Below are 22,237 nucleotides of genomic sequence, written 5' to 3' on the forward strand. Positions count from 1 at the left end.
AACTAGTAGGGAGATTGCCCATGTCTTATGATGTTAATAACATATTTGCACGAATTTTGCGCCAAGAAATTCCATGTAATAAGGTTTTTGAGGATGACAAAGTCTTAGCTTTTCATGATGTCCACCCCAAAGCTCCTATTCATATTCTCATCATTCCCAAAGGAGCATACATTAATTTTCATGATTTTCATCAGCATGCTGAGCCTGAAACGATTATCCATTTATATAAAAAAGTTGCCGACATTGCTGAGCAATTTAACCTGCAACAATCTGGCTATCGCCTTATTACAAACTGCGGCGTTGATGGTGGCCAAGAAGTTCCCCATTATCACATCCATTTAGTAGGTGGAGATAAGTTAGGAACGGCGGTTGGAAAATAACCAAAGATAAGAGGGAACCTATGTCAGTTCTTGTAAACAATAAGACTGATATACTGTTTTACTTTGTCAGTCCTTCCATCCTAACCTCAACTTTTTATAAGTAAATTGAGAGTTAAGAAGACCGGCCTCTAAGAGAAAAATAAAATATATGTTAGCCTTGCGATGAAAAACCAACCATTTATATTATCTATTTTAGATAAATAAGGAGATTATCGCTGGCTTTTAATCTTCACAGATATCCACAGACATAATCAAATTGATATTTTTCTTACTGAAACCTGCTTCTACCAGCCTTTTATAGATACGGGAGGAGGTGATATTTTTTCTAAATAAATCCATAGTTAAATTATTTGTTTCAAGTATTCTCAAATTTTTTGTAAACATCTCTCTTATTCCTTCAAACGGTGATGGTAGTGACAATTTAGTAAGAAATTCATAAAGAATTAAGGTAAAATAATTCACATTTTTAACTCTGAATGCTCATTTGAAATTTCTTATGGCCTGAGAACGCCCAAAAACCATAAAACCCGGTTAATTAAGCGGGGCATTTAACCTAGTCTCGCCAACCTGATTGTCCTAAGAATTAGAAATGTAAGAGGGTGAAAGTTATTATCATGATAGCAAATTACTATAGATTGATCATAATGACCTTTATTGGAAGTCACCTAGGAGCGGGTATGGTTATGGCTGAATCTTCTCCTATAAAGAATAATCATTCAGACAAAGTCCTCCATCTGGTTATAAAAAACAGGAATACCAAGGACTTAAATCTTTTAATTAAACCTGAAATCCCTCACCTCTCTCCCCATGTCCCGGATGACCGTCTGAAGGCGGGTTGGCTTGTCTTAACAGTTCCTGCAGCCCCAGATGACGCCACAAGTATGAATGCTGTCATTGAGATCTCTTCAGAGCAGGTGGGTAATTTCGATTATTATTCAATTACGGGCGAGACAAATCCTCTCACACCGATCGGAACTTGCTATAATCTACAAAAAGGGAAGAGTTATAGAATAGAATTCACTAATAATATATTGGGAACTGGCTGCATCGGCACTGAACTAAAAGAACCTGTGCCTATAATAGAAAACGGGGTTGAGATTTTGCCGATTAAGAAGGTAACGACTACCCTTCGCGAAGGAATTTCAAGGCAACCGCATCGCCCTTCAGAAGTTTTAACACCCGACAAATAATGTACAAATAAAGGGGGAGTATAATTCCAGTTGGATAACCTGCTTCTGGTCTATCTCTGCAAAAAACAACCATCACTCTCATCCATGCCCGTAGGCAAATTTTCTTTTAATACTAACCGTACTTTTGCTTCCACGTTTGTTTCATTTCATGATAGGTTGGATGGGATTCTGCTTTTCTCCATGCCTGATAAAATATTTGAGCACTTTCGACTTTATCTTGATCTTGGCCATTGAGAGGAAGCTCTTCGCCGGACACAGGGCCATATTTTCGGCCTCCTTTATGATTGGCATACCGTCTTGAGCGCGTGTAGCCCATCTGTAAAAACTTACGCGCCATATCTGCTCCGACAAACTCTCCTTTTTTAAGATAATCGTTAAATAGAGTTGCTATCTTTTCGGCACTTTCTGCTGCAACCTGAGGATTTTTAAACCGCCAGAATGGCAGTATCTCGGATTTATAAGGTTCACAAAGGAGAACGCCTTGCTCTCCCTTTCCCACCCGATATTTTTCAGGATCCTGACGATAGTCGATCGACGCTTTCCAAGGATAAGTCGATTTCTGCTTTTCCCACCTCCTCATTTTTTCATGCTTTGAGGACATTTTATAATTTCTTTTCTTCGGAACACTGGAATTATTTCTCATAGGACTAACTCCTTGTATGACAACAACTTAAGATCTTTCTTCACTTTTTACTGTATAACGTTGATATCCCTCTTAGAAGGTCATTTCTTTCAATACTTTAACTTTTTCCTACCCTAAAGTATGTCATAAAAAATCCTGCCTTATAACCTTAAGGCAGGACTGTTTTTGAGAATATTATTTCTGTTAAATGGCATGCATTTTATAAGAACAATAGCGGTATCCTCGATACATAGCCCCAACAAAGATTGCGGCAGCTGCTTGCGCTACAGCGAACACCCATAACTGTTCCATCGCCCATCCCTTTTCAATAACAGCTGTTCCCAGAGAACGGGCAAAGTTAACAGATGTATTACTAATAGGAACACTGACCAAATGAATGGCCGCTAAGACCAAACCAATAACTAAGCCTGAAGAACCTAAAGGGAAACCTGGACGCACGGTTGAAACAATGGCCATCAATAAAATTGAGGTCATCAAAAACTCGGTTAACATCACCGCCTCCATGGAATATCCACCCGGTGAATGGTTGGCAAATCCATTCGAAGCAAAGCCAACTACCATATTGAAGTCAGCTTTACCCGTTGCGATAAGGTAAACAATATAAGCCCCTGCAATACCCCCCAATAGTTGCATAACCATATATAGAAAGGCATCAACCAGTTTAATATGACCGGTGAACAGCATCGTAAGAGTTACAGCTGGGTTAATATGGCACCCTGATTTAGGGCCGATCGCATACACCAAAAACATTAATGTTAAGCCAAATGCCAAGCCTATGCCTAAAGCCCCAATAGAACCATCTGCAATAACAGCACTACCTACCCCCATCAGCACGAGAATCCCCGTTCCCAGAAATTCTGAAATGTATCGGGAGAATGTCCCACTAACTTGTTCCATCCTTATCTCCTCTTAAGAAAACTTATTTATCTTACCTTTTCATTGTGTCGGCAATTCAAACCAAAAGCCATCTTAATGGTGAGATGATTAAGGAGTTGGTGTCAGCAAGATTTTATCAATAAAATTCACTCTCTGTTAGAAAGGAAATAGGTTTTAACCTGTATCACGCATTAGTAAAACCTCGGGATCCTGATCAAATCCGTGTCCTTGCCCCCGCGTGAGCCAAGTGGTTTGCCCCAACTTAAAACCTGTTTTCATGGTAGAGGATGGTATTTCATGGCGCTTAATAGTTCCTCTTAAATCAAAAGTTCGATCTAAGCCACTATAAAATCGAATGAGAGAGCGAAATGCATCATTTCCATGCCCCCCCGGCAAATGACTTAAATACTGCCGCCAAGAAAGCCCGACCAAATGTAAAGCGACGCCTGCAGCTTCGTCCCAACTGCGTCGTCCGAGAAGCGTACTTTGGCCTAAATGCTGATGCTGTCCTCTTCCACCAATCCGAGTCCAATCTTCTGGTGGTGCTTTACGCCATGCTCCCCTAAATTCTTCTAGACGTATTTTGACTTTAAAATAGCTTTCTAAAAGCTTTTTAAGCCCGGCTGCATTGCGTTGCCTCTGCCAGAATAGAGGCGTAAAATGTAAAATCGAGCGAGAATGAACATTCAATGTTTCTTCAATATTAATATCAACTAATCCCGCCAAATCTAGAATGGCCTGACCCACAGATGTCTTTTCAGCAGGAACCATTTCAAGTCCCGGAAGGTGTTTTTTCTGAAAGCGATACCAAAAAGAGGCTAAACGATGATTAAAAATATCTAAGAAATCTCGAAAGGCCGTATCTTTATGACGTAACCGTTCTGCAATCAAATCCGTGTAGGGCTGAGGCAGTGGTCCCTGTACACCAGCTATCCCCAAAAAATTTATGGTCATAATGGGAGGCCGGTCATAATACTTATTAGGGAAAATACTATGAATATCACTCGCAGGCGTTGCATAACCGATGCGCGACTGAATTTGTATAGGGTCGTCTTTGGGATTTTCTGTTTCTCCAAAGGGTTTTGATTCGGGCCGCAATGCCGCCATGATTCGAATAGACTGATAATATTCAAATTCATATGGCTGAGCAAAAAGCTGCTCTGCTACAGTATAATCTGATCGCCGTGTAAGGGCTGCCATGACATCCACTCGCCTTGTCGTTGAACACTATTGAGCTGAAGCTGCACAAAAGAATTAATGGAGGCTTGCAAAGCAAAGAATGTCCGCAGCACCCCTGCTAGCAAGAAGGCACTTTCCCCCGTATAAGCGCGCTCATTAACTGTCAAAGTAATCTTTAATCCACTAACGAACCCTCTCCATGCTTCATGACCCATGCGTCGCGAAATGGGATGTGTTTCAATACCAACCAACGCATCAATTTCATTATGTCGAAAATTTCCCGACATTTGTGCATACAATAATAGCGTTTCTTTTAAAGCTTTTAAAGATGTAGAGCCTGCACTAACACTGAGATGATTGACTGACAGCATCGAAATTAAGCGCCACATGCTCTCCCCATCATCAGGCGTGTAAATTTGGGTTGTCGGTTTGGTTATACAGACAATTTTGCTAATGGGTGCTTTGTCTTCTAACTGTAATAAACCGCCGGCAGGGATTTGTTCTGCTAAAAAGCGATTGGTACAAAGTGTTTGGGCGTAAATCGTCTCAGACGGTGGTTTGCGAGGATCGAAATTTAAATCAACAAACCGTAAATAAATATCACTGCCCGGAACATCGCGGCGTTCAGAAGAAACACGTCGCTGTAACCAAAAGACTGTTGGATCATCTTGCCGCGCCTGATGATCAAATGAATAGTAAGGGTGAAACGTCACCGTCTCTGGCCTTCCATCCATACCTGACAGAACTTTTTCAATTGAATAAATCTCAGTTGTCCGTTCCCGACGCTGATCAGGGATTAACCGATACTCAAGCTTGTGATGATCTAATCGCAGTGGATCAGTTGTTTTAGGAAACAGGTTAACAATTGGGGTACATCCAAGGCGAAAATTAGATGGGCTAATTGTCATTTTTTCGACAGGCTGTCGGCTGTCGACGCCAATTAGAATTTCAATTGTTTGATCTGCCCCTTTAAAATTCAAATTATTGATATCAAAGAACAAATATTTTTTAGGGAAATGAAAATACTCATGCAATAATTGATACGCTGGTTGGGAATGATCTGGTGATGGTAGAATACTCTCATTAACCTTAAAACCCACCGGTTGAGCAGAATTTGTTGGTAAGGCGCGCGCTTTTTTATCCTGAATCACCGTAAAAACTTGGACAGATGTTTGGGCAAAAAGGGCTTCATAAAGTAAAAAACTTAAGGCATCGTCCCCACTGATGAAAAATCGTAATGTCTCTAGATCTAAATCAGAAAAATCCAATCCTTGGCAAGAAAGTTTTAAACGCAGATACCATTGATGTTGTTGCGGTATATCAAACTGATAATCTAACGGCTGCACGAATTCCGCTTCGTCAACAGATATCGGCCATAAAGTGACGGGATAAGCGGTTCTAAAGCGACAAGCGACACCTTCTTCGGAAAAAGACTGTACAGGTGTTTTTACTGGAATATTAAATCCGGTGGTCAACTTACCTTTTGTTGGATCAACCACAAACTGAGCAATCGCCATACTAGGGACCGGATTGATCAAATGGGGATACAGAACTTGCAACAAGGCAGAAGCAATTTGTGGAACACGATCATCAATTTCCTGACTCAGTCGTGCCGCCATAAAGGCAAATGATTCCAATAACCGTTCTGTATGGGGATCAGGAGACTCCACATCTGCAAGCTGTAATCGGCGAGCAATCTTGGGATGTTGAAGAGCAAACACTTGTCCAGCGTTGCGCAAATAACTTAATTCCCGATGATAATAATTCAGGAATTTATCCTGGGAAATGGAATTCACCCTAATTCATCACCTTAAATGTCTCTATATAAAATTTAGCATTAATTCGATTAATGTCCAAGGACTTGCATTATAAGAATTTAACCGGCAGTGATTGTTCATTAAAAAACCCCGCTTTGACGGGGTTTTTAACACAACCAATGCTCTCATTAGGCGGCGGCCTTAAAGTCGTTAAGGTCCGTTGCCCCATCTTTTTGCTGGTTCTTGATGGAACGCAGAACAATAAGGGCGATCACCGCCCCAAAAGTTAAATAAAAGGCGGGCACCATATTGCTGCCAGTTTTGTCAATCAGAAATGTAACAAGCATAGGAGCAGTACCGCCAAACAACGGACCACTAATATTTGTTGTAATTGTTACGGCAGAAAAACGAACTGCTGTCGGATAAGCTTCAACCATGAGAGCTGGGAGGGGACCAAAATACCCGCCAACAGCAATGGACAACAACATTTGCGCACCTAAAATCACCCATGGATCCTGAGTATTGTTGACAATGCTTAGCAGCGGAATTGTCCCAATAACAAACAAAAATGCAGCTCCCCCCAAAACGGCTTTGCGTCCAATCTTGTCAGACAGCCAAGCCGAAATAACTGTAAAAATACTCACAACTACCAAGCTCGCCGTATTAATGGCAAGCGCCATTCCTTGAGACAATCCTAACTGAGTACTTAAATGAGTTGCCATGTAGACTAAAAGAATATAGAAGCTCAAGTCATGCAACATAACGGCCATAACAACTTTCACCAATGTACGACCATGCGAGGCAAAAACTTCTCTAATTGGATTCTTTTTTAACTCACCTGCTTCCTGCGCAATAATGTATTCAGGAGACTCAGGAATATTGCGACGGATATAAAAACCAACAAAACAAATTAAAATACCGACAATAAATGGAGCGCGCCATCCCCAACTCATTAATTCGGGCTCGGAAAAAATATAATTTGCAAGGGCCGCGGCACCAGAACCTACTAAAATCCCAAGTAAGCAGCTGGTAACGGCAAAACTACCGATAAGACCTCGTTGACTGGGGTCTGTATGTTCCGTTGTAAAGGTGATAGACCCCCCATAATTTCCCCCCATTGAAATACCTTGCAGCATACGAATTGCCATCAATAGGATAGGAGCCCAAATCCCAATTTCCGCATAGGTGGGTAAAACGCCGATTAATGCCGTGGGGACAGCCATCAAGAGAATGGACCATACCATCGCCTTTTTACGACCCATCCGATCGCCAATATGACCAAAAATCATGCCACCGAGGGGACGAATTAAATATCCTGCTGCAAAAGCCCCAAAAGCAGCGATTAATTCAACAGATTTGTTCTCTGAAGGAAAGAATAATTTTCCAATAATGGGAGCAAAATAACCGAATAGAGCGAAATCGTACCACTCAAACAAATTACCAATCAAACTTGCAGTTACGGTTTTAAACAAAGACCTTTTCATAACGTCAACTGTCCCCTTTTTAATCTCTCCTTTTAAGCATAGTTTATATTGATAGAAAATCTCAATACTTTTGCAATAAACAATTATTAAAAAGCTTAAAGCACTAATCTTTTACGCTTCACAACATTTATGAAAAAACAGTAGATAACCTAAGAAAATAGGTACTTTTAACCATAAAAAAAAAGGGGCTCATTTTAATGGGCCCCTTAATTTAAGTCATTAACTATTACGTTTATGCTTTAGCTTTTGCTTCGGCTTCACGTTGTTCTGTCAAGGCGCGGAAACGCTTAGACAAAGAAAGAACAGAGGCCAACCACAGACCAACCACAATAATTGTAATAATCGCTAGAATGTGGGATAAGCTTGCCAAGGTTTGACCAGCAAACGCACTAAGCAAGACAGCTTGAATTGTTGCACCACCGGATTTACCCGCCCGTCCACCAATAACATCAACAGCTGCTTTACCTTTAACTTTAAGTTCTTGATCCAACGGAATGTAAGCCATTTCCTTTGTTGGGTCAAACAAGGAGTATTTTGTTGCTTTAGACAAAACGTTCTGGACGAAGCCTGTCATCACGGCAACCATCACCATTGTTGTTCCGGCAATAGCATATTCTGGATTACCGATGCTTTCGGAATACATAATAACACCAAAGAAAATCAAGCTTGTAATTAAGATCATGATTGGCGTAATCATGGCAGCGGATAGCCAACTAAAGCGACGCAGAATATTGTTACCTGCAATCATCAAAAGAACTGTGATACAACCGGTTACCGCTGAGAATTGTCCCATGAATGCATTGTAGGCATTATTGTCGCCATGGAATGCAATCTTAACTTGTCCTTTCCAAACGCCTTCAACGATGTTAATAGAGACGCCATAAGCCAGAACGATCATCGCAATCATCCCTAAGTAGGGAGAGCGAACGAGATACATAAAACTTTCAGACAAAGATAGTTTAGGCTTATCTTTTTTCTTACTTCCAGTGCTAGCAACCTCACCATCATAATAGCGCTTGTCCGTCAAAACAGCCTTGTTCATCCAAGCATAGATTGCGACCACAAGCAAACCAGAGATGACAACAAAACCCATCAAATAGTTCAAAGTCCAACCCCATGGATCAACACCTTCGGGAAGATTACCACGGTTTTTAGAGAACATATACACAACGGAGCCCGAAAGAATCAAACCGAAGTTTCCGATCAAACCAAACATCCCATAAAAACGCTTTGCTTCCGCTACCCGCGTAATTTCGTTAGCAAATTGCCAGAAAAGCAAGGAAATAACAGCACTACCCCATAATTCCGACAGAACATAGAACAAGCTATAGCTCCAGTTACCAATGACCGGAACAAACCAAGCGATATTCGGATAGTCAGCCTTCATCGCAGCAATTGCGGCTTCACTCATATGGAAGGATTCACGATTGGGGTAAATAAATAACGCGAATGCGCCAAAAAATACCAGAAATGGTATTAAGGCTGCATAGAAAAGACCTTGACGGCTTAAGACGTTGGACATTTTTGCATAAGCAATCATGAACAAAATTGCCGCCGGCGTGGTCCCGAACAACTTAATAAAGGCCAATGCCTCTGCACCGGATCCCGGGGCGTTAACAACTAGAGCGTCCTTCGTATCGCGTAACACGGTATAGTTAAACAAGATACAGAACATCATGAGTCCCATTGGAAGGAACTTTTTGATTTCATAATTGTGAATCGGCCAGAGAATGGCGCGTAAGCCGGTAAACTCTGGTTTTTTCACAGCTTCATTCGCTTGTGACATGCTATCATCCTTTTATTGATCAACAACGCATTAACGCTCCCCTTAGGAAGGTGTCTGCCAAGATACATAATTATTATTGTTGAATAATGTATGCTTGTATAGAGCCATTATTGCTTTGTTAACTTATGTATTGTACAAATAGAAATGCAGAAAAGGCCCTGAAGAACACTCCAAAGGCATCTATCCAACTTTTCTTTTCACAGCGTGAATATAGTGTCAATTTAAGAACTTAGTCAACAAAAAAGTTAATACTCAGAGAAAACTTCTTCGTTTTGTTTTCTTACCGATTTAAACAATCCGATTGCAAATAAATGACACCCATGAATCATAACCAAACTGAAATAAGTATACCGAGGAGTCCCCGCCATTGACATGAACAAGAGTATCCCAATAAACAACAATGCCATTGAGGTAAAACAAAAAATTATAGGGGCAAGCTTTGACCGTCGCCAATAGACAACAGAAGCAACAAAATAGATAACACCCAACAAAATAACCAAAAATTGACTAACAAAGGCATAGCCCATCAGGTCGATAATTCCTTTAACAATTGAAAAGGCTTTTGTTTCTGGGTCAATTATCTGGGGCAGAAGCCTATCAACATGGGTATAGCCCACTCGATCAATTAAGCAATGAGAGAAATTCATCCACCGGTGTTTTAGATAATAAAATGGGTGGCACCTCACTACTGAAAACCAATGATCCCAAAGTTGTTGCTGTTCTAAAGGGTCTGTATTTTTTTTGAGAATAGCGTCTGCGGGAAATACATAGGGATCCACAACATTTTCTTGGAATTGGTTTTTCAACTTTTCAAATGAAAAATGTGGCGTCTTATTAATATCAAGAATTAAATCCTGATCCATAGATTTTGAAATAGCAGCCAAATCAAACAGCTTAACATACTGCCATGAATTACTTTGCTGTGCCTTAGGAACAAGAACTGCATTAATACCAACAACACTAGCGTAAACGGCAAGAGTTGTAAAAATACTTACTGTAAGCCGTTGTAACGGTGGTCGAGATTTTACTAACAACCATCCAAACCATATGGATAAAATAGGCAAAATAAATTGAGCTTGATATTTAACAGCAGTTCCATAAATCAATCCGACAAAAATTAAAAGAGCAGCAGGTAAAGAAATCTGCTTGTCCCTAAGGCTATAATTAGCCAGGGCCGCCGCTATGGCAAAAAAGCTAAAAGTAAATCCATTATCCTTTTGAATCTGAATAGAAAACAATAGGACTTGGGGCCACCAAGGAAGGAAAAATATAAAAAGCAATAACGCAGGTGATTTTTTGAAATCCAAGAAAGTTTCAGCAGCTTGCCAAATAAAATATAGACCTAAATAAAACAACCCAATTTGTAAAAGATACATCGACCCATAGCCAGGGCATATTTTATCAAAATAACGCCAAGCAAAAGACATCATGGCCGGATGATGGTCATTATAAATTCCTAAAAGTGCTTGTTGATATTGCCCCATACTATCGGGGTTAATAAATCCTGGCCAAAATAGAGCTAGATTTAAAAAAAATAAACCACCGAAAATCACATATCTATAAGTGTAAAAAAAGTCATATCACGTTAAAATTTAATTTAAATATATGACCTAAAGCTGTCATATATTTTTTTTTATCACAACTGGATTTTATCTTTAGCAGTGAACCTTGTTCGTAAAGATAGCTTTATCTACAATTTTTTAAGTAAGAGGGAAATTTTACAGTAAATTTAGATGTTCATAGGCTAATTCAGTTAAAACTCGGCCGCGCGACGTCCGTTGTACTAAACCACACTGAATCAAATAGGGTTCGATAACCTCTTCCAATGTATCTTTTTGCTCCGAAAGGGCTGCCGCCAATGTTTCAACACCCGCTGGCCCGCCTTTGTAATAATCGGCTAGATATTGCAAATAACGACGGTCTTGAGCATCCAACCCTAACGGGTCCACCCCTAACCGATTTAAAGCGGTGCGTGTGAGTTCTAAAAGGATTTCCTTGTCTTCTGACACTGCCGCAAAATCGCGCACCCGCCGAATCAATCGGCCAGCAATACGAGGAGTTCCGCGAGATCTGGCCGCAATCTCACCAGCTGCTTTTTCAGCAATCTCACAGCCAAGCAATAAAGCACTCCGCATAATAATTTTCTTTAGTTCATCAACCGTATAAAATTGTAACCGCAGAGGAATTCCAAATCTTTCTCGCAATGGCTGCGTCAACAGTCCCGATCGTGTTGTTGCACCAATAAGGGTGAAGGGTGGTAAATCAATCTGGATCGACCGCGCAGACGGGCCTTCCCCAATCATTAAATCAAGTTTAAAATCTTCCATCGCCGGATAAAGAACCTCTTCGACAGCGGGATTGAGACGATGAATTTCATCGATAAATAAAACATCATGGGGCTGAAGATTTGTTAGAATGGCGGCCAAATCCCCAGCTCGTGCAATAATTGGACCCGACGTTGAACGAAAATTGACACCCATTTCTTTCGCAATAATCTGAGCCAACGTTGTTTTACCCAATCCAGGCGGGCCATACAGTAGAACATGATCAAGAGCTTCATTACGAGATTTGGCAGCATCAATAAAAATTTTTAGATTTTGCCGGACATCCTCTTGCCCAGTAAAATCAGTTAGCTTTTCAGGGCGTAAGGAGTGATTGAGTGAATCTTCCCCCATTTCATCCGGAGCAATTATCCTTTCTTCCATTAGGCAGCTCCATTAATTTTGGCAGCTAAAAAGCCTAAGGCGCGACGAATTAAGACCGCTGTCGGGGAGGTTACGCCTTCTTCTTCAATGGCTCTCGCAACAGCTGGCGCCGCCTCAGCCCTTTTATACCCGAGGTTTTCCAGCGCTGATAAGACATCACTGGCATTACTAGAACTGCTAACATTAAGGTCGATTGATGATGTTACAATTTCAACACCCTTGACCTTGTCTTTAAGCTCGGTTATCAAGCGAGAGGCAAGTTTAGGACCAACCCCATCAGCTTGGCAAATTAAGACTTTATCACCAGTCTGAATGGCTCGGATTAAGTCATCTGGGGTGAGAGCTGATAAAAGAGCTAACGCAACTCGGGCGCCCACGCCTTGAACAGTAATCAACTTATTAAACCATTCTTGTTCATAGGGAGTCGCAAACCCATACAAAATTGGTTGTTCTTGCCGGACCAACATTTCTGTATGCAGGGCAATAGCCTCCCCTTGGGAGGGTAACTGAACCATGGTTTTATGAGAGACAAAAAGGCGATAGCAAATACCCTGGACATCAAGGATAACCCAATCCAGTCCGGTTGAATCAACCAATCCTTTGAGTTTTGCTATCATTGTGGATTCTGTCCCTGAGTTCTAAGCAAACGATTAACATCTCGCGCCACCTCTTCGGCTAATGAAATGGCAAGTCGGCTTTCAGCCGCTTTATCAGCGTTACAAGTAATAAATTCATCGGTCGCCACAACGGGATAGGATGTGGTAATTTCGTTCGTATACCTACCATAATCTTTACCATCTTGTTTAAGCTCATACGCAGCCGATACTATAATCTGGCTACGGGTAATGGTCGCGTCCTGAGCATAGCTTGCCGCAGACTTTGTTTCTGCCAAACTGATATTAAGCTTATAATCGTGGTTATTGAAACGTGGCATGATTGCCAATTGTTTTTCCAGTTCACGACGGAATTTATAAGCTGTGTAGCCATCTCCCTTGACAGTAATACAAATGGCTTGGGTTTGGGATTTATCGCCACAATACATAGGGGTAAAGCCGCAACTTGATAATAAAAGTGTTAAGGAAAGCAGCGCTATAGGTTGTAATAACAAAATCCCTTTGTACCTCATGTTAATCCATGCCCCCTTATTCCTTAAATTAGTTACCACTAAACAACAATATTCACAATACGATTTGGTACCACAATTGTTTTACGAATTGTTTTACCGTCGATTTCACGGTGAACCGTCGCTAATTCCTTAGCCTGCTCGAACAAGGTTTCTTGATCAGTATCTATAGCGGCTTGGAAACTACCCCGCATTTTACCATTGACCTGGACTGCAATCGTCACTTCGCTTTTAACTGCCAAGTCAGGATCCGCCACTGGCCACTCGGCCTGAAGAATATCGCCAGCATCCGCACTCATCTTCCACATTTCGCTTGTTAAATGGGGGATTAATGGATTTAAGCCCAACATTAAAATTTTGGCTGTTTCTATCAAGGCCGCACCGGAAACTGCAGAATTCTGACAGGCTTCCTCTAAAGTCCGGGTTAATTCCCGCGCAAAGGCAATAACCTTATTAAAAGCATGACGGCCATACCCATGAACAAATTTGTCGATTGTTTGATGGGCAATTTTGCGCAAAGCTAAGGAGGCATCGTCTGCCCCTTCTCGGGCTTTGTTTTCAATCACGGTTTCTAAGACACGCCACAGACGATTTAAATAACGCCAAGCCCCTTCAAGGCCTTCATCACTCCATTCGAAATCTTTTTCTGGGGGTGTATCCGACATCACGAATAAACGGACAGCATCAACCCCATAGGTATCAATCATTTCTTTGGGATCAACCACGTTCTTCTTGGACTTGCTCATTTTTTCAGACCGTCCAACCGTTACCGGCATGCCATCTTTTTTAGAAATATACTTGTTTTCTGAAACTTTGGTCACCTCATGAGGAAACAACCACTGTCCATCGCTGTCCTTAAAGCTTGAGTGACAAACCATCCCTTGAGTTAAAAGATTCTTAAATGGTTCATTGATGGATACATAGCCACAATCACGTAAGGCTTTCGTAAAAAACCGAGCATATAGCAAGTGCAACACAGCATGTTCAATTCCCCCAATATAAGCATCGACTGGCATCCAGTGCTGGGCAGCGGCCTTGTTGAGTGGATCAGCCGTTTTAGTATCGCAGAAACGCAAGAAATACCAAGAGGATTCAAAAAATGTATCTAATGTATCCGTTTCACGGGTTGCCTTACCCTGACACAATGGACAGGTTGTATGCTTCCAAGTTGGATGGTAATCTAAGGGGTTACCTGTCTGATCAAAGGTTACATCCATAGGCAGCTTAACGGGCAGATCCTTTTCCGGTACCGGCACGATCCCACAGTCATCACAATAAATAATTGGAATCGGGCATCCCCAATAGCGTTGACGAGAAACTGACCAATCACGCAGACGGAAAGTCACCTGTCCTTGCCCCATCCCCAGCTTTTCAACCTCCTCAATAGCACGACGCCGCGCGGATAGCACATCCAATCCATTAAGAAACTCAGAATTAATCATTGTTCCCGGTCCAGTATAAGCTATCCCATTTATGGTTTCGCCAGCCTCAGGCATTACAACGGGCCGGATTGGCAATCCATAGGCTGTAGCAAAGTCAAAATCCCGTTCATCATGGGCGGGACAAGCAAAAATTGCACCCGTTCCATAGTCCATTAAAACGAAATTCGCCACATACAACGGAATTGTCACATCCTTGATAAACGGATGTTTAACGCGCAGCCCCGTGTCATAGCCTTTTTTCTCAACAGTACTTAAAGCCTCTTCCGTTGTAGGGGTGCGCTGACAATCTTCTATAAACATAGCTAATTCTGGATTATTTTGCGCAACTTCATCGGCAATGGGATGAGTCGGGGCAATCCCACAGAAAGAAGCTCCAAATAAAGTTTCTGGGCGCGTTGTAAAGACAGACAGAACCTGAGGATAACCATCAATTTCAAAATTGATTAAGGCCCCCTCTGATCGACCAATCCAGTTTTCTTGCATTTTGACGACTTTTTCAGGCCAACCGGTTAAGGTTGATAAATCATCCAACAGTTCTTGGGCATAGTCTGTAATTTTCAAGGACCATTGCATTAACTTACGTTTTTCAACAGTTGCGCCAGAACGCCAACCTTTACCACTAATAACTTGCTCGTTGGCCAACACGCAATTATCGACCGGATCCCAGTTAACCCAAGACTCACGACGATAGGCAAGCCCCTGTTTATAAAAATCTAGGAAAAACTTTTGTTCGTGACCATAATAGTCTGGCAAACACGTGGCGAGCTCTCTCTCCCAATCAAATGAAATGCTAAGCAATTTAAACTGATTTTTCATTTCTTCAATATTTTCAAGCGTCCACTTTTCAGGGCATACCCCCCCTTGAATAGCTGCATTTTCAGCCGGTAAACCGAAGGCATCCCACCCCATTGGATGTAAAACATCATACCCCTGCAGTCTTTTTAGACGGGCGATCGCATCACCAATTGCATAATTGCGAACATGCCCCATATGCAATTTACCAGAGGGATAAGGGAACATTTCCAACACATAACTTTTTGGACGATTGGATTGTTCTGGCGTTTTATAGGCGTTTTCTTGTTCCCAAGTTTGTTGCCATTTTGTTTCTACATCACGAAAAGGATAGGACATGAGCTTACTTATTACTTTCCTGCTTTAACTTTTAGATCACGGGCTTTGGTTAAAATGAGATCTTCCATATCTCGGGCAATTTTTGGATCAGCAGTCATTGCCACCCAATCGCCGGCTTTTTTAATTTGCTTGTTGATCGTCACGTGTAAAGCATCCGATCGAAGAACACGGTCGGTAATTTTGACGGTAACTTTGATCCGCTCATTGGGTTTTTCTGGTGTACTATACCAATCAGTAACAATAACACCCCCCGCCGCATCCGAAGAAGCCAATGGCATAAAGGATAATACATCCAAGGATGCTTGCCATAAATGATGGTTGACCCGTGAAGCACTCCCTTGACTGGGATCATATTTTTTTGTTGCCCCAAACAGCAAGACATCGTCTCCAAACAAGGTTCCATATCCTCGTTTGCGAGCATCATCCCGACCAATGGGTGCTTCCTGACCTTCCTTGGGAGTATAATCCCCTGAACAGCCAGATAATAAAGCAGCCCCACAGACTACACTGAGCAAAATATGATTCACAGTTAAGCTCCCCAAAAATTTTATAATATTATTATAGAACCTTCTTCTAAAAATATGAAGAGGCTCCTCATTCATTAAAGCTGGCTTATTGTAACGCTATCCCGAGCTGTTGCCAAGAGAGTTTGACAGAGCTGCCTGACATAACAGATAAAAACTGATAATACAGTAAAATCCATTATAACGATCTGATGAGGAGAACTTGACTATGAAAATTCTTAAAACCTATATCCTTCTCTCTTATTTCCGCGCAAAGCTATAAAATTTTCTTCTATAGCTTTAGGGGATATCCTTACCAGGTAATGTTTTTAGGTTGGGGACGACAATAAATTATGGTTCTCTAGATAGTTTTCTATAACTTGCTTTGCGCCACTCCAGGCGTTATTGATTGTTGAATCCGAGGTTTTTGCCTCCGACACCGCTTGGGCTAAATACTTAAGATGCATAAATGTTGTCAATTGAAAGCGACTCGTTATTAAATTATGGAGTTGTAAACCAAACCTTTTATCAGAGACCAAAACTTTACCAAATCCTTCTAATTGTCCACCAATTCCTAAAACATGCGTGTTCCACCTATCCTTTTGCATGTTAAGGCGCTTTAAAAAGTCAATATTACTTAAGTTTCTATAGGAATAAGTAGCCGACAAAATAAAATCACTTTTGGCTAAATAGTGTACGACAGAATTCCATGCATCCTGAGAGCTTAGATCAAGAATTTCAGTTAAAGGGCGATTCTCTGTTTTTGAAAGATTAAAAGTAGCCTGATAATGAGAATCATCAAAATTTTCTGTAAGGTGTTGAAATAATTCAATTAAACTATCAGATGGCTGGATAGTATAGTTATCAATAAGACTTTTGTGATCAACCGCCGCAGCGACGACCATATTCCCCATAACACCGATTGCCAGAAGACCAACATTTTTTCCAAAAAAGGATATTTTTTCACGGGTAATTGTAGACATTGGATTTCCTTTCTAAGAGAGTAGCCCTTTATTAAACAACAATTTTAAGGCTAGAAGCATGTATCTAGCTTGAGCAGCATACAATCTATTTTCTAATTTTTAGTAAACGACTGTTTATTAATTTAAGAAAACACCTTCAGTCTGCTGAAGGTGTTTTCTTCACTAATAGATAAGCTCCTTCTTTTCACTTTTGGTCTCTTAGAGAGTTAACTACCAATTTTGTAAATGAGGATTCCAAAGTCGATCATGGCGACTTAATGGGGGTTTAGAGACTTGGCTATCGCTAGAGGATGGACTTGCACAAGCTGATAAGGCTAGGGAAACATTAGCTAAAAGGATAAGAAAAAGAACTTTTTTCATAGCACCCTCCTATTATGTAGTTTCATAATAAAAAGTATGTTTTTTTGCGTCTAAGTCAATACTTTAGGAGGGATTAGGACCAGAGCAGTACAAATTGATGCGATTTAGGAGGAAATTTGAGCAACGCTAAGGAAGGCTTTTCAAAGTTCGGAAAAGGCTCTAAAGGGACATACAGAAGATATATCAATTTATACTGGGTTGGCTCTATATTTGTAATTATTTTTACAATTCATCAGATCATTGATCTTCAGAACTTTCATTAAAATAATTCCATATTCTATAAATAAAGAGGACACGAATGTCCCCTTTAAAGATAAGGATTAACTTAAGTTATGCAGTATGCTTTTTTGATCCAAGGTTATATAAAATATAACCGAAAGCCATAAAAGAAAGTATTCCAAGGATGGCTGCGGTCTGAGAGAATGACTCATCAACCAGCGCAAAAACACTTGTACTTTGATAAGCTGCAAATGGAATGGCCAAGAAAATACCAATCATAGCATCCCCAGCAATCATGCCCGCACTGAACAGCAACCCCTTGCGCTCAGCAATACTAAAGGCCTTTTCTTGCTTTTCTGAAGACTCAGAAGAAACTTTCTTTTTTAAGGAGCGGCGTGCAAAGTAGCTAAGAGTACCACCAATAACAATTGGTAAGATAACATCCATGGGTAAATAAATACCCAAAGCCACTGCTAAAGCAGACAATCTGTACTCAGAAGCCCGAGGTGCCAAAATTAAACGATCGATTAAGACGATGGCCAGACCAATTCCGGCGCCCATCATAACCAAAACCCAATCAAGCTTATGTTCAAAAATACCCTGAGCCACGCTGGCCATTAAAGTCGCTTGGGGTGCTGCGAGAGCTTTAGAAGGATCCATCCCTTCCCGAGGGAAAACGCCACCGATACCATAGGCATCAAACAAGAGTTGCAAAATAGGTGCCACAACAGCCGCCCCTGCTACCACACCAATAATTAGGGTTAACTGTTGCTTCCAGGGAGTGGCGCCGACCAATTGACCAGACTTCAAATCTTGAAGATTATCACAGCTCAAGGAGGCAGCAGCTGCCACAACACCGCCGATGAAGATAACAACAGCAGCCAAAGAAAGAACTTCTTTTGACGCAACGCCAAAAGTGATTTCATTACCTAGAATAGTTAAAAGGGAAAAGCTAACCAAAAGAATTGCGCCAATCGTGATGCCGGACAACGGATTGGCAGAAGAGCCAACAATACCCGCCATATAACCCCCGATCGAGGCACAAATAAATCCAATTATTAAGGATGCTACTGTCAAGAAGACTAAGGTGAATCCATAAGTGAAAGAAGACAAAGGCAAGTTTGCCGCTCCTAACACATGGTTAAACAACAGCATAATAGGAATAGACAGCAATAAGGTACCGCCAATAACCCATGTCATGGGAATATCATGCTCGGTCCGAATTGGTTTTTCTGATCCCCCTTGGCGTGCTAACTTCATCGCCGTAAAAGATGAAGAAACAGCTGCCTTAATTGGTTTTACCAAATTAACAATAGCATAAATACCACCAAAAACCATGGTGCCCACACCAATATAGCGAATTTTTGCGCCTTTGATTGCCATGGCAAGAGCTTCAGCCGACGCACCTGCATCTAAACCAAAAGCTTCTGGTCCACTAAAATAAGCATACAAAGGAACAATCACGCCCCAGGCAATCAAAGCTCCCACAAAAAGGTTAATCGCGACTTTTAGACCCACAATATAGCCGGCTCCGACCATTGCAAGTGATAATCCATTGCTAAAACCAAAAACTGTTCCACCGACCTTAACCCAGCCTGAAATAGATTCACTGATGAGTTGGAAACCACTTTGAAAGAACTTCAAAATACTAGCTCCAATGGCGCCCCCCACCAAAAGTCCAGCCCCACCATTTGTATCAGATTCATCTTTACTTGATCCAGCCTTCAAAACTTCGGCCGTCGCAACACCTTCCGGGAATTTTAACCCGCCTTCGACGATCAATGCTCGACGCAAGGGAACTGAAAAGAGAACACCTAACACACCACCAATCACGGCGATCAAGGTAATTTGCCAATAATCTAGTGTTTGCCAATATTGCAATACTAACAACGCTGGAATTGTAAAAATTGTACTCGCTGCAACAACTTCACCCGCAGAAGCAATCGTTTGAACAATATTATTCTCAAGAATTGTTGAATTTCTGAAAAAGCGCAACACAGCCATAGAAATAACAGCAGCTGGAATAGATGCAGAAATAGTTTGCCCCATCTTTAGTCCCAAATAGGCATTGGAACCGGCCAAAACAACAGCTAGAATAATACCTAATAGAATTGCCTTGAGCGTAGTTTCGGGAATATTTTCGGAAGCTTTAATAAAGGGAATCACGGTTCCCGGTTGTTGTTGTGATTCTATAGACTCACTCGTTTGTGTACGATTGGTACTCGACATGCAGTAACCTTTCTTTAACTTACTGTTAATTCTACAGTATTTGACTAAGTCTAAAAACTCTAACAAATATTTCCTCGTTAACCAAGGTTAATCGTGAAAATTTTTAATAAAATCTCGTGTATATAAGATTTTTTTATCGTTAATCTTGTAACGAATTTCTTTGTTCATTATCTCTAAAGAAGAGTATGGATGCCTTAAATGGTGAAAAAAAATAGGAAGTCTATAGACGGCTGAAAATACATACTAAATGTTAACTAGAAATTAAAGGATTCAAATGATGAAATTATCATTACTATTTTTAAGTTCCCTCTTAACCACAGCTAATGCTATGGAGGCTCCTCAAGCGGATCAATCTTCCACTGAAGCTAATCAACACTCGAATGAGCAACCTCGTATGAGCCAAGCAACCATAGAGATAACATTCCCTGATGATACTCTAATGGATCATAGAACATTGCTGCACAAAGCAGCCGCTAAAATGTCTGAGGTATTGCTAAATGAACAACGCGAAAGTCTTGTCAGCCGATTAAATACTCAAGAAAACCCTGAAAACATTAAAGGTGATCTTGAAAGCACTCTCAAGAGTAAACTTACCTTGCTCGTAACAGTTTGTAAGCTTGAAGAGACGACCTCTATCAATATACCTGAGGTTGTTAACCAAGAAGCTCAGCTTAATAGCCGCCTCTTAATGGCTCAGATTGAGGAAATCTCTAATCAAAGGAAAATTGAAGCTCAGCTGAATATCAACTCAGAAAGAGAACCATCTCAACCCTCAGAAGAGACCTCTGTTGGGAGCGAAGTAACGACAGAAGTGAAGCCTACTGAAACGACTGCGATCGATTATGACGCGCTTATTGCTCAAGCTGCTGGTAAGTTTGCCGGCGCTTACAATAACGAAAACGGAAACAGGCTAGCTGATGAACTGGAAGCGCAAGAAAAAGATATAAGCAACGGCAGTCAGACTAATGCTGCCAACAAAGAAGAGAAAATTGAAAACGCTGCAGAAACTCTTCTGATGCTTTTTGTAGAAAGAATTGAGCCTAATGAAGCTAAAAGAGTAGAGTTAAAAGACAAGATTAAGCGTGAAGCCCGTCGCATTCGTCAACAAATAATAGCTAATGCTAAAGAAATTAAAGAAAAGAGAAAAGTGGAGCGCGAACTCAATCGCATTGCCGACCAATTCGCAGCAGAATACGAAAGAATTGCCCCGAAGGTAGAGCGTGAAACAAAGCGTATTGGAAATCAGATAGAAGCAGAATACAACCGAGTGGCGCCGAAAGTAGAGCGTGAAACTGAACGGGTGGAAAAACAAGTTGAACAACTAGGTAAAAATATTGGCAAAAAATTAGGATTGAGAAAGAAGAAAAATAAGTAGTCGTCTTACTTACCAAATAAATTGATGGCCTGGACTTAACATCCAGGCCTTTTTATCCTTGCTGTTGATCTATCAAGATAGTATTTTCTGAATAATTAATTAGACCTAGGTTTTTCTGAATGAGTATACTCTCTCAACTGTTTCTTCAAAGCGCCCAATTTTACACTCTTGTTTTAATAATTGTTATCGGATTGGTTTTTATTGATCGACGTATTTTTTTGCGGGCCTTGAGTATCATGCTCTTCAGCATGGTTTTTAATACCTTTCTTAAATCCCTTTTTAAGATCCCCTTAAAAGCTCATTTTAAAAGAAATTGGTACGCTTTTCCCAGTGGCCATGCCAACACATCCGCAACCTTTTATGGATACCTAATCCATCGTTTTAAAACCCCTTTGCTCACCCTTATTGGGGGGATTTTAATTATAGGAATTTGCTGGGCTTTGGTACACAATCATTACCATGACTGGGTGGATGTGATTGCTGCCGTTGGATTTTCAATTCTATTAATTTTTATCTTTCATTGGCTTGAGACGACAAAGCTTTTCAAAGATAATTTCATGCTCCTTATTCTTATCATGACCGTTGCGGCTTATGGGTTAGTGAAGATTTCCCCGACCATTACATCCCATACCGCTATTCCTTTAGGCGCCTTAATGGGTGTCACTGTAACAGCAATTTTAGAGAAAATGTTCGGCTATCAGAGCATTCATCCTGTCATCGATTTTTTGATTATTATTGTGGGTATTTTGGGACTTCAAGCATTGTTTGCAAAACTAGGCCTTAATAGCTATACTTACACAGTCTTAGAATATGGCCTCATTAGTTGGTGGGGCACTTATAGCCCTCATATTTTTGCGAAATTAAAAAGGTAA

At 40.9% G+C, this 22,237-nt stretch carries 19 protein-coding genes; 4 read left to right on the forward strand and 15 right to left on the reverse strand.

What is annotated here, in order from left to right:
- Positions 1–20: 20 nt before the first annotated feature.
- A complete protein-coding gene (locus ID47_RS09255) occupies positions 21–380 on the forward strand; it encodes a histidine triad nucleotide-binding protein (protein ID WP_038465845.1) in 360 nt (119 codons plus the stop codon).
- A gap of 644 nt (positions 381–1,024) precedes the next feature.
- Complete coding sequence (locus ID47_RS09260) at positions 1,025–1,570, forward strand: hypothetical protein (protein ID WP_038465849.1); 546 nt, start codon at positions 1,025–1,027, stop codon at positions 1,568–1,570.
- A gap of 112 nt (positions 1,571–1,682) precedes the next feature.
- Here the strand turns inward: ID47_RS09260 and ID47_RS09265 are convergent, their stop codons facing one another.
- The 15 genes from ID47_RS09265 to ID47_RS09330 all read right to left on the reverse strand — a co-directional run bounded on the left by ID47_RS09265 (position 1,683) and on the right by ID47_RS09330 (position 19,990).
- Entirely contained in the window at positions 1,683–2,150 is a 468-nt protein-coding gene (locus ID47_RS09265; protein WP_038467586.1) for a DUF4385 domain-containing protein, read from the reverse strand.
- Between the two features lie 246 nt (positions 2,151–2,396).
- Positions 2,397–3,110 (reverse strand): aquaporin, encoded by a 714-nt coding sequence (locus tag ID47_RS09270; protein ID WP_051908801.1) that lies wholly within the window; start codon positions 3,108–3,110, stop codon positions 2,397–2,399.
- A gap of 153 nt (positions 3,111–3,263) precedes the next feature.
- On the reverse strand, positions 3,264–4,289 hold the full coding sequence (gene tssG / locus ID47_RS09275; protein ID WP_038465853.1) for a type VI secretion system baseplate subunit TssG: 1,026 nt from the start codon (positions 4,287–4,289) through the stop codon (positions 3,264–3,266).
- Positions 4,253–6,064: a type VI secretion system baseplate subunit TssF gene (tssF, locus tag ID47_RS09280; RefSeq protein WP_051908802.1), complete on the reverse strand. Its 1,812-nt coding sequence runs from the start codon at positions 6,062–6,064 to the stop codon at positions 4,253–4,255. Before tssF ends, tssG begins: the two co-directional genes overlap by 37 nt.
- A gap of 149 nt (positions 6,065–6,213) precedes the next feature.
- Positions 6,214–7,509, reverse strand: a complete 1,296-nt coding sequence (locus ID47_RS09285; protein ID WP_051908803.1) for an MFS transporter — start codon at positions 7,507–7,509, stop codon at positions 6,214–6,216.
- Positions 7,510–7,741: 232 nt separating this feature from the next.
- Positions 7,742–9,295, reverse strand: coding sequence for an Npt1/Npt2 family nucleotide transporter (locus tag ID47_RS09290; RefSeq protein ID WP_038465856.1), 1,554 nt, complete (start codon positions 9,293–9,295; stop codon positions 7,742–7,744).
- Between the two features lie 245 nt (positions 9,296–9,540).
- Positions 9,541–10,779, reverse strand: a complete 1,239-nt coding sequence (locus tag ID47_RS09295) for a hypothetical protein (RefSeq protein ID WP_156956726.1) — start codon at positions 10,777–10,779, stop codon at positions 9,541–9,543.
- Between the two features lie 234 nt (positions 10,780–11,013).
- Positions 11,014–12,000 carry a Holliday junction branch migration DNA helicase RuvB gene (ruvB, locus tag ID47_RS09300; protein WP_038465862.1) on the reverse strand — a complete coding sequence of 329 codons (987 nt, stop codon included), beginning with the start codon at positions 11,998–12,000 and terminating at the stop codon, positions 11,014–11,016.
- Positions 12,000–12,617, reverse strand: coding sequence for a Holliday junction branch migration protein RuvA (ruvA, locus tag ID47_RS09305; RefSeq protein ID WP_038465865.1), 618 nt, complete (start codon positions 12,615–12,617; stop codon positions 12,000–12,002). The genes ruvB and ruvA overlap by 1 nt, the downstream gene beginning before the upstream one ends.
- Positions 12,614–13,126 (reverse strand): hypothetical protein, encoded by a 513-nt coding sequence (locus tag ID47_RS09310; protein ID WP_038465868.1) that lies wholly within the window; start codon positions 13,124–13,126, stop codon positions 12,614–12,616. Before ID47_RS09310 ends, ruvA begins: the two co-directional genes overlap by 4 nt.
- A 38-nt stretch (positions 13,127–13,164) precedes the next feature.
- Complete coding sequence (gene leuS, locus ID47_RS09315; protein ID WP_038465871.1) at positions 13,165–15,696, reverse strand: leucine--tRNA ligase; 2,532 nt, start codon at positions 15,694–15,696, stop codon at positions 13,165–13,167.
- An 11-nt stretch (positions 15,697–15,707) separates the two neighbouring features.
- Positions 15,708–16,223, reverse strand: coding sequence for a DUF3576 domain-containing protein (locus ID47_RS09320; protein WP_198022284.1), 516 nt, complete (start codon positions 16,221–16,223; stop codon positions 15,708–15,710).
- A gap of 305 nt (positions 16,224–16,528) precedes the next feature.
- A complete protein-coding gene (locus ID47_RS09325; protein ID WP_038465874.1) occupies positions 16,529–17,182 on the reverse strand; it encodes a hypothetical protein in 654 nt (217 codons plus the stop codon).
- Between the two features lie 210 nt (positions 17,183–17,392).
- Positions 17,393–17,542 carry a hypothetical protein gene (locus tag ID47_RS13030; RefSeq protein WP_156956727.1) on the reverse strand — a complete coding sequence of 50 codons (150 nt, stop codon included), beginning with the start codon at positions 17,540–17,542 and terminating at the stop codon, positions 17,393–17,395.
- Positions 17,543–17,872: 330 nt separating this feature from the next.
- Positions 17,873–19,990, reverse strand: coding sequence for an OPT family oligopeptide transporter (locus ID47_RS09330; protein ID WP_075261595.1), 2,118 nt, complete (start codon positions 19,988–19,990; stop codon positions 17,873–17,875).
- A gap of 274 nt (positions 19,991–20,264) precedes the next feature.
- Here ID47_RS09330 and ID47_RS09335 point away from each other — a divergent pair, with 274 nt between their 5' ends.
- A complete protein-coding gene (locus ID47_RS09335; RefSeq protein ID WP_156956728.1) occupies positions 20,265–21,365 on the forward strand; it encodes a hypothetical protein in 1,101 nt (366 codons plus the stop codon).
- 119 nt (positions 21,366–21,484) lie between these two features.
- Entirely contained in the window at positions 21,485–22,237 is a 753-nt protein-coding gene (locus ID47_RS09340; RefSeq protein ID WP_038465880.1) for a phosphatase PAP2 family protein, read from the forward strand.

This window comes from Candidatus Paracaedibacter acanthamoebae (assembly GCF_000742835.1).
Lineage (GTDB): Bacteria > Pseudomonadota > Alphaproteobacteria > Paracaedibacterales > Paracaedibacteraceae > Paracaedibacter > Paracaedibacter acanthamoebae.